Source organism: Deltaproteobacteria bacterium, from assembly GCA_003696105.1.
GTDB lineage: Bacteria > Myxococcota_A > Polyangia > Haliangiales > J016 > J016.
This window is the reverse complement of sequence record RFGE01000243.1, coordinates 1-14,261: the sequence shown is the minus strand read 5'-3', so window position 1 is coordinate 14,261 and position 14,261 is coordinate 1. Positions and strand designations below refer to the sequence as shown.

The 14,261-nt window shown below is 73.6% G+C and carries 11 protein-coding genes; 4 read left to right on the top strand and 7 right to left on the bottom strand.

All coding sequences use genetic code 11. The features are described from left to right. Positions 1–741: PEGA domain-containing protein (locus D6689_15855; GenBank protein RMH39699.1), on the top strand; the 741-nt coding region annotated here is incomplete at its 5' end. Positions 742–894: 153 nt separating this feature from the next. Here D6689_15855 and D6689_15850 read toward each other — a convergent pair. Continuing rightward, positions 895–2,574: a hypothetical protein gene (locus D6689_15850; GenBank protein ID RMH39698.1), complete on the bottom strand. Its 1,680-nt coding sequence runs from the start codon at positions 2,572–2,574 to the stop codon at positions 895–897. A 436-nt stretch (positions 2,575–3,010) separates the two neighbouring features. Between D6689_15850 and D6689_15845 the strand changes: the two genes are divergently transcribed. Together D6689_15845 and D6689_15840 are read left to right on the top strand one after the other, a co-directional pair. Next, a complete protein-coding gene (locus D6689_15845; GenBank protein RMH39697.1) occupies positions 3,011–3,232 on the top strand; it encodes a (2Fe-2S)-binding protein in 222 nt (73 codons plus the stop codon). After that, positions 3,229–3,546 (top strand): hypothetical protein, encoded by a 318-nt coding sequence (locus D6689_15840; protein RMH39696.1) that lies wholly within the window; start codon positions 3,229–3,231, stop codon positions 3,544–3,546. Before D6689_15845 ends, D6689_15840 begins: the two co-directional genes overlap by 4 nt. A 57-nt stretch (positions 3,547–3,603) precedes the next feature. Here the strand turns inward: D6689_15840 and D6689_15835 are convergent, their stop codons facing one another. After that, a complete protein-coding gene (locus tag D6689_15835; protein RMH39695.1) occupies positions 3,604–3,966 on the bottom strand; it encodes a hypothetical protein in 363 nt (120 codons plus the stop codon). Positions 3,967–3,992: 26 nt separating this feature from the next. Beyond that, positions 3,993–4,520: a sigma-70 family RNA polymerase sigma factor gene (locus D6689_15830; GenBank protein ID RMH39694.1), complete on the bottom strand. Its 528-nt coding sequence runs from the start codon at positions 4,518–4,520 to the stop codon at positions 3,993–3,995. A 583-nt stretch (positions 4,521–5,103) separates the two neighbouring features. Between D6689_15830 and D6689_15825 the strand changes: the two genes are divergently transcribed. Continuing rightward, positions 5,104–8,448 carry a hypothetical protein gene (locus D6689_15825; GenBank protein ID RMH39693.1) on the top strand — a complete coding sequence of 1,115 codons (3,345 nt, stop codon included), beginning with the start codon at positions 5,104–5,106 and terminating at the stop codon, positions 8,446–8,448. Positions 8,449–8,642: 194 nt separating this feature from the next. On the opposite strand, the gene D6689_15820 is transcribed toward D6689_15825, so the two are convergent. The 4 genes from D6689_15820 to D6689_15805 form a co-directional block, all read right to left on the bottom strand. Then, the gene (locus D6689_15820) at positions 8,643–8,927 is read right to left on the bottom strand and encodes a hypothetical protein (protein RMH39692.1); all 285 of its coding nucleotides are present in this window, start codon (positions 8,925–8,927) and stop codon (positions 8,643–8,645) included. Positions 8,928–9,072: 145 nt separating this feature from the next. Continuing rightward, the gene (locus D6689_15815) at positions 9,073–12,288 is read right to left on the bottom strand and encodes a carboxypeptidase regulatory-like domain-containing protein (protein RMH39691.1); all 3,216 of its coding nucleotides are present in this window, start codon (positions 12,286–12,288) and stop codon (positions 9,073–9,075) included. Between the two features lie 199 nt (positions 12,289–12,487). Continuing rightward, positions 12,488–13,321: a LamG domain-containing protein gene (locus D6689_15810; protein RMH39690.1), complete on the bottom strand. Its 834-nt coding sequence runs from the start codon at positions 13,319–13,321 to the stop codon at positions 12,488–12,490. Positions 13,322–13,607: 286 nt separating this feature from the next. After that, the coding region (locus tag D6689_15805; GenBank protein RMH39689.1) for a sensor histidine kinase at positions 13,608–14,261 on the bottom strand (654 nt) is incomplete at its 5' end.

Here is a 14,261-nt window from a genome sequence, read left to right as displayed (position 1 = left end):
GCCGCTGCCCGCGGCGCCGGCGACGAGGCCGCGGACCCGCCGCGCGCCGCCGGCGCGGCGCCGAGCGCCGCGGGCGAGGGCGCGGCGGCCGCGGCGCGCCCTCGCGCGGTCGCGCCGGGTGTCGCGGAACCGGCCGCGCGCGCGACGGCGTCGTCCGCGGCCGGAAGCGATGCGATGCCCGCGGTCGAGCCGCCGGCCGGCGCGAGCGGTGCGGCGGCCCGGGCCGGAGCGGGCGGTGCGGCCGCGCGGCTCGGCGATGCCGTCGCGCGGAATCCGGCCGGCGTCGCGGATGCGGCCGCGGCCCGCTGCGCCCTGCGCGTCGACACGCGGCCGGCGGGCGTCGCGGTGCAGGTCGCCGGTGCGCGCGCCGGGGTGACGCCCGCGGCGCTCGACGTGCCGTGCGGCCACGTGTCCGTCCGCCTGTCGCACCCTCGCTACGCGCCGGTGGCGCGGACGGTCGCGGTCGAGCCGGATCGCCCGGCGGTGTTGTCGGTGTCGATGCAACGACCTCGCCACAAACTGGTCGTCACATCGAAGCCGCCGGGCGCAACCGTTCAGGTCGGCGGGCGGCGCGTCGGACGCACGCCGGTCACCGTGACGGTCCCGGGCTTCCAGAAGACCACCGTCGAGGTCGTCAAGCCGGGCTATCGGCGGTGGCGGCGCCGCATCTACTCGCGGTCGCCGCGGCAGCGGATCACGGCCGCCCTGCGGCGCGCGCCCGGCGGTCGCGACGGGCGGTAAGGCGCGGCGCGCGGGTGCGGTCGGGTGCCGGCGGCTCGGGTTGGTTGCTGTTGCAATCAATGGATGTGCCCCGCTGCCGTCGTGCGTGGGCGCGCGCGGCCGCTGCGGGCACGCCGCTCGACCCGCCGGCACGCGGCCGCCGGCGCGCGCCGGTCAGCGCGACGCGGCGCTCGACCCGGGCGGTGCCGCCGGCGCCAGCGCCGATCCGAACGCCGCGCGCCACGCGCGCTCCGCGGCCGCCGCGAGTTCCGCGGCGCCGCGCTCGGTCAGCGCCAGGTAGGCGCGAGCGACGCGGTCGCGGCGGACGACGCCTCGCTCGATCAGGGGGCCGTCGATCGCGATGCCGATCTCGCGGGCGAGTTCCGCGACGATCGCGAGCGCCGCGTACGTCTCGGCGGCGCCCCATCGGTCGGGGTCGAACGCGAACCGGCACAGCAGCGTGAAACTCGTGAGCGGCGTCGCGGGGTCGCGCGCGATGCCCGCGAGATAGGCCGACATCTCCTCGCGCGCGACCTGCGCGATCGGTCGCGCGCGCCCGCGGCCGTCGCGCTCGGGTCCCACGTAGGCCGCGAGCGCCGGTGGCACTGGCCGCGGCGCCCCGCGCGCATCGAGCCGGTGCCGCACCTCGTGGCGCTCGACCGCGGCGACCAGAACGCGGCGGGCGGCGTCCACGGCGGCGACCGCGGGCGCGGCGGTGAGCGCGCGCTCGATGTCGGCGAGCTGACGCCGCTGCGGTTCGGAAGCCACGGGTGCGAGGTCGGCCAGAAGCGCGTCGACGTCGCGCACGCGCAGGGTGCGCGGCGCCGCCAGCCGTGCGCCGGTGCCGGCGAGCCGGCGGTTCCACTGGGCGAACAGATCGCGCCGGGCCGCGAGCAGCGCGCCGACGCGGGCGGCCTGGCGCGCGCGGTCGCCGAGCGCCGCGGTGTACTCGGCGCGGACGATCGCGCCGGCGCGCTCCTCCACCGCGCGGCGGTCCTCGGTCGCCGCATCGCCGTCGCCGTACAGATCGATCCGGGCCCCGGGCGCCATCGCGGGCAGCAGGTCGCTCACCAGAGCCGCGTCGACTTGGTCGAGCAGGACGACCGCGTCGCGGAAGTGGTCGCTGGCGAACCCGAGGAGCGGGCGGGACCAGTTCAGGTCGTCCAGCTTGCGCACGTGCAGCACCCGGATCGGGGGCGACACGTCGCGGTGCAGGGCCACGTGGACCACGCGGAACGAAAACAACAACACGCGCCGAGGCCCTCCCGGCGGGGCCACGACGTCCGCGTCGACGAACAGGCCGACGCCGGCGGCGACGAATGCGTCGTTGGCCGCCGAGACGGCGTCGAGCAGCGCGGCACTGGCGCGGTCCAGCGGCGGCCCCTCGCGCGCGCGGCCGCACGCCTCGGCCCGCGACAGCAGGTCGCCGACGCGCGCCGCGGCGTCCGCCCCGAGCGCCGCGCGAACCGCGTCCGACAACAGCGCGTCGCGCGCCGCGCGCTTCGCGGCGACGGCCCGCCGATACGCGCCGCCGTCGCCTGCGGCGGCCGCGGCGATCTCCGCGTTGAGCGCGACGACCCAGTCGGGCAAATCGGCGGTGAACGCGCGCTCGACCACGGCCGCCAGCGGGGGAGCTCCGCCGGTCGCGTACGCGCCCGCCGCCCGGGGTGCGGGCCTCGGTTCGGGCGCCGGCGGCCGCCGGAGGCGCACCGCGTCCACCGCGACCACACCGGCGCCGACCGCCATCGTCACCGCGGTACACATCCACAGCCGCCGGCGCGCCGCCGCGAGCGTGCGTTGCGATTCGGCCCTCACCTCCTTACGAGCGTAGAGCACCGCGCCGCCCGCGCCCACCCGCCGCCCGCGCGCGGCCCGTTCGGCCAGCATCCTATTCGGCCCGGGGCGCCGCGCGCCGGGAGCCGACAGCGATGCTCGGCGCAACCCGGCCGATTCGCGCCACCGGGTCGGCGCCACGCTTCGCCGCGGTCGTGTCGCGCGAGTCCTCTCGGCCGGCGGGCGCGGGCGCACGGGGGCGGGCGCGGCGACGTCGCCTCGCCGGGGGCCGATCGGGGAGAGGTCGTCGGGTGGCGTTCCGGTACCGTGGCTGCAACGCTTCCCGGCGAGCGCGCCCGCCCGGCGACGCCGCCTCCGGCGACGCGGCGGCTCGCCGCCGCGCGGTCGCGACGTGCCGAAAAATCGATTTGATTTCATGCATGTATCAACTCATTGAGCTTTCCGCTTGCCAGGAAGCAAAACGAATACTATTTTCAAAGTCGAACCAGGGTCGGCCATGATCGTCTGCCTGTGCAAAGTCGTCACCGACCGCGCGATCGAGCGCGCGGTCGAGGCGGGCGCGCGCTCGGTCGACGACGTGGCGCGCGCCTGCGGCGCGGGGACCGGCTGCGGATCGTGCCGGCCGGTGGTCGCCGAGGTGGTGGCGCGGGCCTGCGCGCGACAGTGCGACGACTGTCCGCGGCAAGCTGCCGCCCCGTTCGACGAGGTCGCCGCGTGACGCGAAGGGCGAGCCGTCCTCGCGCGCGGGGCGCGTGCGCGTCGGTCGCGGCGGGGCTCGCGTGTGCCGCGCTCGCGGCGCTGGTCGCGTGCGGGTCGCGACGCCCGGCCGCGGCCGCGTGCGGCGCCGACTCCGACTGCGGGCCGGGTCAGCGCTGTCGAGACGGCGTCTGCCGGCCGCGCGCCGACGTTCCACCGGCCCCGCCCCCCACGCCGGCGGCCGTCAAGCGCGAGGTCGACCAGGCCCAACAGCAGCACCTGCGCCAGGTCGACCGCGCCCTCGACGTGGGCGAACCGGGCACCGGCGGCCGCTGACGCGCGCCGGCGCGCTCTGCCGCCGGGAGCCGTCGCCGGCCGCTGCGCGGCGAGCGCCTACGGCCGCGCCGGCGGTTCGCCCCACGCCTTGAGCTTGCGCCACAGCGTGTTCGTGCCGATTCCGAGCGCCCGCGCGGTGTGCGTGCGGTTCCCGTGCATCTTGCGCAGCACCTTCAGAATGTAGCGGCGCTCGATCTCCGCCAGCGGCAGGACCTCGTCGCCGTCGCCGTCGCCGTCGCCGTCGTCCGCGCGGGCCGCGTGGGGCTCCCGCGGCGGCGGCGCGTCGCCGCGCAGCTCGGCGAGGCGGCGCTTGAGCCGCTCGATGTCTTCGATGCGACGCCGAAGCTCCATCTCGAGAACGTCGGCTTCGGAAAACACTCGGGCTGCGGTCATCACCGTACGCATGGCACTCCTTTCCATCTCCTCGCGGCGGTCGCGTTGTCGGCTCACCGTGTCCCCCCTCGGCTCGCGATTCCGGATGCGGCGACGCACTGGCGCACCGCACGCCGCGCGCGAAATGCGCGCTGCTTGGCCGCGTTCGTCGATACGCCGAGCAGCTCGCCCAGCTCGCGCTCGGTCGCGCCGTTGAGGAACCGCTCGGTAAACGCCAGCCGGTCCAGCGGCCGAAGATTGTCGAGACAACCTTCCATGCACTGCGCGAGCTGCGCCGCCTCGGCCACCCGGTCGGGCGGTTCGTCGCGCGACGGCAGGGCGTCGAGTACGGCGCCGTCGTGCGCGCCGCGCCGGTGGCGGTGGTGCGGGCTGCGCAGCTGGCTGAGCGCCGTCGTGTACGCGATGCGGTACAGCCACGACTCGAACCGCGCGGTGCCGGAGTAGCTGTCGCGAGCGCGGTACGCGCGCAGCAGCGCCTCCTGCGCGGCGTCCTCCGCCTGATCGGGAGCCTGTAGCACGCGGAGCGCGACGCCATAGGCGAGTCGCCATTCTCGGTCGCTGAATCGGGGCGCGTAGGTCATCGCCGCTGGGGGAGAGCACGCCGCGTGCCAGGCGCGCCGGCCGGCCTAGGAGGCTGTTGCGTATAGGCGCGCCAGCGAGGTTGCGAGATGCGAGGCGAGGTTCGGCGCACGCCCGTAGCGCACGAGGGCGCGTATAACCATACGGAACCGAAGGGCGCGAGGACGTACGCCGAAGATCGCCCGCCGATCGCGACCGCAGCCAGCGGTTATGCGCAACAGCCTCCCAGGCGGCCGACATCGCGCGTGGCGGCGGCGCGCCGGCCGCCCCGCGGATCCGCGCGCCCATCCCGATGTGGACGAGCGGCCATTCCACAGCGGAACTGGACGGGGTTCGCCCGCGTCCGCGCGATCGCGGCCGAAGATGGGCCAAAGGCGTACACATTTTGCCGGGCCTGCGGTACACATCCGGCCGGTCAACGAATCGTTAGCACCCGTTAGCTGCCCGAGAATGCGAGCGTTTGTCACAGTGTCCGGCGTGCGGTATCCCGCCGCAGCGGGGCTTCCCGCGCGGGATGTTCCGCGGCTGTCGCCGGTACGTGCCGGTTGCGCCGGGCCCGTTAGCAAAGAGACAGGAGAGTACTGAATGACCCGGATTCGTCTTGCCTTGAGCTTCGCGTTGGTCGTCGTGTGGTGCGGAGTGGCGCTCGCTCAAACCGCGACCACCGGTGCGATCCAGGGAGTGGTGCGCGACGAAGGCGGCAACGGCCTGGCCGGCGTCACGGTCGTCGCCCAGTCGCGGACGACCGGTACGTCGCAGTCGGCGCTCACCGACGCGGATGGTGCGTACGAGATCACGAACCTCGCGCCGGGCCTGTACGACGTCACCTTCTACTACGCCGACGTCGAGGTGAAGCGGCCCGGCATGGTCGTGTCGCTCGGCAAGGTCACGCCGGTGCACGCGAAGCTCGACACGTCGCAGGCCGGCGGCGAGACGATCGTCGTCGAGGGATCGGCGCCCACCATCGACATCGGGTCGACCAAGCAGGGCGTGTCGATCGATCAAGATTACACGCGCAACATTCCGGTGCCCGGGCGCACATTCGCGTCGGCCCTCGGCGCCGCTCCGGGCTCGCAGGGCGACCTGTACGGCGTGTCGTTCTCCGGGTCGTCGTCGCTCGAAAACAGCTACATCGTCGACGGCGTCAACACGACCGGCCTGAACTTCGGCGACGTGAGCACCGCGCTCATCAACGAGTTCATTCAAGAGACCGAGATCATCACGGGCGGCTACAACGCCGAGTTCGGCCGCGCGACCGGCGGCGTCGTCAACGTCGTGACCAAGAGCGGTACGAACGAGTTCAAGGGGTCCGTGTTCATGTACGGCACGACGGACTCGTTCACCGCGGACGCGGTTCGCCCGGAGCGCGCGGGCACGTCGATCGAGTCGGACGTCAACCTCGCGTTCGACACCGACTTCGGGTTCGAACTCGGCGGCCCGATCGTCAAGGACAAGGTGTGGTTCTACGTCGGCTTCGCGCCGCGGCTGCGCCGCTTCAACATCGACAAGGTCACGCAGCGACGCATCGACTGCCTTCAGGTCGATCCCGATACCGGGGACTACCGCCGCAACGCGAGCGGCGAACTCGACTGCCAGCCGGCGCCGGAGTCCCAGGGCGGCTACGCCGACGGCGACCCCGACATCGATCTGAAGACCGGCTTCCCGCTGTACGAGCCGCTCGACAGCCAGCGGTTCACGCAGGACACGCAGACCTACCAGTTCGTGTCGAAGATCAACTTCGCGGTCACGCCGGAACACCAGGGGCAGGTGAGCCTCACCGGTACGCCGCTCGACGGCCGCCTGATCAGCGTGCGCGGGGAACCGTCGGCGACCCAGCGCGACTTCCAGCAGCTCACGACCGACCTGTCGGCCAAGTGGACGTCGAAGTTCAACGACAACAAGACCGAAGTCGAGACGGTTCTCGGATGGCACCGGGTCAAGACCGAGTCGGACTCGGCGGTGCCGGGGATGGATCGCACGCCGCTGCAGCTTCTGTACTACGGCGACCTCTACACGTGGGGCCAGGGATTCGGCAGCGAGTCGGAAAAGACGTTGGCCGGCTGCCGCGACAACTCGCACGGCAACGCGAACGACCCGTATCCGCTCATCCGCAACTGCCCCGAGGACGGTCTCGGGCTCGACGGGATCCCGCGCGGCTACGCGGTGGGCGGCATCGGCAGCATCCTCAACAACAAGGAAGAACGCCTGAGCGCCAAGCTCACCGCGTCGCAGCGCGTGCGGGCGGCCGGCACGCACGTGTTCAAGGGCGGGCTCGACGTGGAAGACAACAGGTCGGTCGTGCCGCGCCACCTTTCCGGCGGCGCGTTCTATTCCGTGTTCCTGCCGAACAACGTGCTCACGCCGCACGTCGAGATGCGCCGATTCGCCAAGATCAACCAGCAGGGGGGCGAGTACACGTGCGGCGTCGATAGCGAGATGAACCCCATCCGCTGCGACTTCTTCGACGGGGCGAACCCGGCGACCGGAGAGACGCTCAACTGGGCCGGCTTCGTTCAGGACAGCTGGTCGATCCGGCCGAACCTCACTCTCAACGCCGGCCTGCGCTACGAGGAGCAGCGGTTGCGCTACTCCAAGGAGCTGCGCAACACGATCGATCCGATCACGGGCGACCAGCTCGGCACCAACGCGATGGTGCTCAAGAACCTGTGGGCGCCGCGCCTCGGCGCGATCTACGACTGGACCAAGGAGGGCCGGTCCAAGGTGTACGGCCACTGGGGCCGGTTCTACGAGAGTGTGCCCATGCGCATCAACGAGCGGTCGTTCGGCGGCGAGACGTTCCTCATCCGGCGTTACGATCCGAGCCAGTGCGGCCCGGAGGATCCGCGGATCGGCGGACCGAACGGCGAAAACTGCCCGCTCGACGAGGCGGGCGAGGTCGGCAACACGCTGTTCGGCAGCGGCGTGATCGTCGCGCCCGGGGTCAAGCCGCAGTTCATGGACGAGGTCGTGCTCGGCGTCGAGTACGAGCTGTTCGAGGACATGCGGGTGGGCGTGTCGTACACGAACCGCCGCCTCGGCCGCGTGCTCGAGGACCTGTCCACCGACGGCGCGAACACCTACATCATCGCGAACCCCGGCGAGTTCGACAAATCCGAGGAGGACAAGCTCCAGGCCGAGATCGACGCCATGGATCCGACGTCGGCCGAGCGAAAGAAGCTGGAGCAGCGGCTCGAGATGTTCCGCGGCATCCGCAAGTTCGACAAGGGCAAGCGCAACTACAACGGCGTGACCCTGCTCGTCAACAAGCGGTTCTCGCGCAACTTCTTCCTGCAGGCCGCCTACACCTACCAGCGGACGCGCGGCAACTTCCCCGGCCTGTTTTCGCCGGACACCGGCCAGCTCGACCCGAACATCACGTCGCAGTTCGACCTGATCGAGCTGCTGGCCAACCGGGACGGGCCGCTGCCGCAGGACCGGCCGCACTACATCAAGTTCGACGGCTACTACGTGTGGGACTTCCAGCGCCAAGGCCAGCTCGTGACCGGCATTCGGCTCCGCGCGCTGTCCGGGACGCCGGTGGACGCCCTCGGCCGCCACTGGCGGTACGGCTTCAACGAGTCGTACCTGCTGCCGCGGGGCAGCTTCGGCCGCACGCCGTTCGAAAAGAGCGCCGACATCCACGTCGCCTACGCGCGTGAGATCCGCCGCGGCTACCAGCTCGAGGTGTTCTTCGACGTGTTCAACATCGTCAACGATCAGGGCACCGCTCTCGTCGACGAGGGGTACACGTTCAACTCCGCGAACCCGATCGTCGGCGGCTCGAAGGCCGACCTCGTGTACCTCAAGCAGACCGACCTGAACGACGGCACGGAAACCCCGCTGCCGGTCGGCCGCAACATCAACTTCGGCAACACGATCTCGCGCTACGCGCCTCGCAGCGGGCGCATCGGGCTGCGGCTCACGTTCTGACGCGCGGCCCAGCGCGCGCGGCCGGCGGACTGCCGGCCGGCGCGGGGCCGGGGCCGGGGCGCACGCGTCGCCTCGGCCCCGCGCCGTTTCGGGCGTCGCGGCGCGCCGCCGTGCCGCGGGATGGGCGGCGCGCGCTCCCGCGCCGTTTCGGGCGTCGCGGCGCGCCGCCGTGCCGCGGGATGGGCGGCGCGCGCTCAGGCGCCCGCGATCGGAATGGCGACGTGCAACGGCCGGCCGTGTCGCACCACGTCGAGCCACAGCCCGTCGCCGGTCCGCCGGACCGCGACGACGACGTCGTCCGCGCGCAGTCCGAGGGGCGCGCGAAGCTCGGGCGTGAGCGCCGCGGGGTCGGCGGCGATGAGCGCGGCGAGCGACGCGTTGACTTGCGCGGGGGCCAGGTAGACGACCTCGGGCGGGGAGGGAGCGGCGGTGCGCAGCCACAGGGCGGCGAGCAGGCCGACCGTTGCCAGTCGCAGCATGCGGTCGACACGAAGCAAGGCCGGTGCCAGGCGTGCCGGGTCGCGATGTCGGCGCGTTGCGGTCCCGTGCGCCGCCGGAACTTGCCAGTCTGGCGCACGCGGGCGCCGTCCGCATGCCATTGCGGCAGCGGGGCGGCCGTTACCATCACGGCGGCTCGGCGGCGACGACCGTCGCCGACCGCGCGTCGCCGTCGCGCTCGAACGCGATCGTGACCGACTGGCCGATCGCGACGCGCTCGCTCGCGAGCGCCTGCGCGGCGACCTTGGCCCCGACGGCCGCGATCGGAATCCCGTCGACGGCGACCACGCGGTCGCCGACGGCCAGCCCGGCGCCGGCCGCGGGGCCGCCCTCGACCACGGAGTCGACCCACAAGAAGTCGGCTTCGGGGTCGACGCCGTCAGGCGGTTCCGCGTCGGAGCGAGCGCCGTCGGCGCGCGGGCGCCCGGCCCACGATGCGACGCGCACGGTCATGCCGAGCCAACCGCGCCGGTCTTTGGGCACCGGATTGGCCGGGATGCCGGCGATATCGCCGAGGTCGACGTCCTGTCCGGCCGCGACCGTGAACTCGCGCGTCGCCACGATCTGGAAGCCGGACAGCGCGCCGTCGACCACGACGAGCGAGCCGGTTCCGGCGGCGAGGTGATCGACGCGGAAGCGCCCGTCGTCGCCGGTCTTCGGCGCTTCGCCGGTGAGGATGTCCAGCGCCTGCTGGCCGAGGTCGCTCGGCCCTTCCGTGGTTGCTACTACCACCATTCCGGCCAGCGGCTCGCCCGTCCGCTGATCGACCACGCGTCCGCGCACCGACGCATAGGGGACGAGGTGAATGTCGAGCGTCGCGTCTCCGTGCTTCGGCACGGACACGGTGTCGCGGGCGCTGCCGCGATCGCTCGTGACCGTCACCTCGTAGTCGCCGGCCTCGAGCCGGCCGATTTCGTAGCGGCCGTCGCCGGCCAGGACCTGCCGGCGCCGCCGGATCGGTCCGTCTGCGACGATCGCGTAGGCGGTGACCGGCGCGCCCGCGAGCGTGACCGTGCCGCGCAGCGTCGACAGCGTGGTGAGCGACAGTGTGACGTCGGCGCCGACGGGGACGCGCTCGCGCGTGGCGCGCGCGCGCCCGCGCAACCCCTCGGCGGTGAGGTCGTACCGGCCGTCGCGCAATCCGGTGATCTCGAACCGACCGTCGGGCCCCGTGAGGACGGGCCGTTCCGCGCGATCGAAGCCGCCGGGATCGACCGGGCCGCTGGGCTCGTCGGAGGTTTCGACGTCGGCGCCGTCGCTGCCGGCGGTGACGGTCACGGTGGCGCCGCCCGTCGACGGCGCGTCGCCGGAGTCATCGGATGCGCCCTCGCGCGGGGGCGAGGCGCGCTTCGCCCCCGGCGGCGACCGCCGGGCCGTGACCCATGCATCCGCGATCGGGGTGCCGTGGTCGTCGACCACCGTTCCCCGGATGACGCCGTCTCGCGTCTCCACGACGAGGCGCAGGCCGTCGATCGACGAGCCCGGCGAGGCGTCGGCCACGGTCACTTCGAGCGGTGTGCGCGGGTCGTCGCCGCGTCGCGGCCGCGCCCACGCGAGGCGCCCCTGTCGCGAGACCACCGACAGGTCGTAGGTGCCCGGGTCGACGCCCGGAATCCAGAAGCTGCCATCGTCGCCGGTCGGGTACCCCGCGCCGCCGCCGCGCGCGATGTCGGCGAGGCCCACCGACAAGAACGTCGACGGCCGCTCGCGCGGAACCAGTCGCACTTGCACGTCGGTCACCGGAGTGCCGCGCGCGTCGACGACCACGCCGGCGATGTGCGGGCGCGGCGACAGGGGAATCACGATCCCGTCGATGTCGCGGTAGCGCACCTGCACCGGGACCGAGCCCTTCGCGCCGTCGTCCCCGATGGCGACCAGCGTGATGTCCCCCGGCGTCACCGCGCGCAGCGCGAACGCGCCGGTGTCGTCGGCGGCCGTCGCGAGCAGCGCCTTGCCCAGCGTCGGCACGAGGTTGGCGAGACCGACGTCCTCGGTGGCGATCTCGATGCGCACGCGCGCACGCTGCGGCGGGTCGACCCGCCCGGAAAGCGTCACGCCAGCGGCCATCTTGACGACGACGTCGCGCACGTCCGCCCCCGCGACGTCGACGCTCGCGCCGGTGAAGTTCGGCACGAGCCCGTCGCTGAGCGCGCCGACGACGTAGTGGCCGTCCGGCACGCCGTGGATCTCGAAGTAGCCATCCGCCTGGCTCGGCCGCGTCGCGACCAGCAGCGCGCCCGGGCTGAAGTTGTACGCGCCGACGAGAACGCCGGCCACCGGGGCCGACTCGTCGTCGGCGCGGACGACGTAGCCCGCGATGTCGTGGGCGCGGTCGACGTAGACCACGACGCCGTCGACCTCCTCGCCGATGCCGAGTTCGACGGTTGTCGGGGCGGCCGCCGTGTAGCCGGGGGCGACGGCCGTGAGGTGGACCACGCCCGAACCGAGCCCGCGCAGCGAGAACCGCCCGTCGCCGTCGGTCGCCGTCGCGCCGCGCAGCGCGATCCCCTGCACGCGAAAGCCGTCGAGCGCGGTCGCGTCGGCGACGAGGGCGCCGGCGACCGGCTCGTCCGTGTCGCGCGCGCGCACGACGCCATGGATGACGCCGCCGGGCACGAGCGCGAAGTCCTGCGTGCGCGGGGCCCCGCGCATCTCGACCACCGCGTCGTCTTTGCGATAGTCGACGTGGCTCGCGGTCACCGCGTAGACGCCGTCGCCCAGGTACAGTTCGTAGCGGCCATCGGGGCCGGTGAACGTGGTGTACGCCGTCCACGGCAGGCGCAGCGGACTCGCATCGGAGATCGGCATGGCGCGCACCACCGCGCCGTCGATCGGTCCGCCGCCGATGTCGCTTACGGTGCCGCGCAGCGGCTGTCCGCCCGGCGCGAGCGCGAAGTCGATGTCGTCGCGGTCGGCGCGGGGTGCGATGGCGACGTCGTCGAGGGTGGCGGGCACGTAGCCGGGCGCCGACGCGGTGACGGCGTAGCGACCGGCGGGCACGCCGCGGATCGACCACCGGCCGTCCGCGCCGGTTCGCGCGGTCATCGGCTCCGGGGACGTGCCGGGACGCCCGAGCGCCCCGCCGTCGAGCGACTTTTCGTCGATCGCGACCCACGCGCCGGCGATCGGCTCGCCGGTGTGCGCCGACGTGACGCGGCCGCCGACGACCGCCGGGCCGCGGTCGCGGAACTGGTCGCGCGACCGGTCCGGCGAGCGCGAGCGGGCGGCCGGCGCGGCGCTTCCGGCCGGATCCGCGGACGGGGACGCACCGCGGCCGCGCAACGCCCACCACGCGAGGGCGGCGAGGACGGCGGCGGCGAGCAGGGAGGCGGCTCGGCGCATGACCCGCGGAGTATAGCGGCGCCGCGGCGGCGCGCAGGGCGGGCGCGGCGCGCGGCGGCCGAACCGCGCCGCCCGTCCGTCGACCGCGGCGGCCCCGCACCGGGCGCCGAACCGCGCCGCGCGAGGGGCGACGGGCGCCGGGCGAGCCGGGCTGCCGCCCGGTGCGCGCCGGTTCGCGGCGCACGGGTGCCCGGCGAGGTCAGAACCGGGCCGCGAAGTTCTGCGCGACCTCGTCGTCGGTCAGCTTGCGGCAGTAGACGGCGACCAGATAGATGTCGCCCAACCACGGGCGGTCGCCGCTCACCTCGTTGCCCAGCGCCAGGCGGTAGCCCGGATCCCACTCACTGAAATCGCCGGCGATCGGGCTCGTCGCGACCTTCGCGCCGTTGACGTACAGCGCCGTCTCGATGCCGTTGCGTGCGAGCACCACGTGCTGGATCGCGCCGGTGGCCGTACCCGCGGGCGCCTCGACGTACGGTTCTCCGTCCGGGTTCGTGTCGGTGGTGCGCACGGGGGCGTAGAACCGGTCTCCGTCCTGGTGCAACGAGAAGTTGCGATTCCGGGTGTCGATCGCGTAGCTCACGATGCGCGCGCCGGTCTGGTCGAGGCTCGCGGGGCGGATCCACGCTTCGAGGGTCAGCTGGTTCGTGGTCGTGCAGGCCGAGTACAGTTTGGTCGGCGGCAGACCGGACGTGATGACGGTCGGCTCGGTGATGTGGATCCCGCCCGACGGCCCCCACGTGACGTACGGAGCATCCGCGATCACGAGGTCGGCCGGCGGGCCGACCTCGGCGACGTCGCGCACGAAGGTCGACCCGATCTCCTCCTTGAAGTCGTACAGCACCTGCAGGCCGGCGGTGACGCGGCCCTGCGCCTCGGGAGCGCCGGCGTCGGGACCGGCACCGAACCCGTCGCCGGGGCCGCCGACGCGCCCGAGGTCGGACATGCAGCCGGACAGCGAGATGAGGATCGTGGCGGCGAGTCGAGTACGGAACATGGTGAATCTCCGGGAAGCTGGGGGGTGCCGGTGCATCGGGGATGCCACGACGGTGTCTCGCGCGGTTGGCCGCCGCCGGCCGTGCGGGCCAGGGGGCTACGAGCGACACCTGGTGAGCCCGCTCCCAATGCGACATGTGGGATGCGTGCCGGGGCGCCCACTCGCCCGCTCCGGCGCCGGCGCGTGTGCGAGCGGTGCGCTCCGGCGCCGGCGCGGATGGCGTCGGGCCGCACCGAAGAGCGTGCGGCGCGCACGCCGGGCGTGAGCCCGCGCCGTCGCCGCCGTCGTCGTGTCGCACGCCCACCGCCGGGCGAAGCGAGGGTCAGCGCACTCCGTCGCCCGGCTCGTCGTGCAGGCGCAGCGGCAACACGACCGAGAACGTGGCGCCCCGGCCGACCTCGCCGCCGACCGCGATGTGGCCGCCGTGGGCGTGCGCGATGTCCAGGCTGACCGCGAGTCCGAGCCCGGTGCCGGTGCCGTCCGGTTTGGTTGTGAAGAACGGCTCGAACAGGCGGTCGCGCAACTCCTGCGGGATGCCCGGGCCGTTGTCCCGCACGTCGACGCACACCCAGTCGTCGCCCATGGACGCCTCGACCTCGATGCGCCGGTCGCCGTCGATCCCGGCGACCGCGTGGCCGGCGTTCATCAGCAGGTTGACGAACACCTGGACGAGCTGGCCGGGGTTGGCGCGGATCGGCGGCAGTCCGGGGTCGTAGTCGCGCGACACGTGCGTCCCGGGGGGCAATCCCGGCTCGACCAGCGCGATCGCCTCGTCGACCACCGACGTCACGGCGATCAACGTACGGTCGTCACGGGTGGGCCGAGCGCACGCGGTCATGTTGCGCGCGATCCCCTGCAGCCGCTGGCAGCACAGGATGGCCGTGTCGAGCGACGAATCGAGGCCGTCGAGCGCGCCGTCGCGGTCGCCGCCGCGCACGCGGTCGGCCAACCGGACCGCCCGCTCCAGCGACGCGGC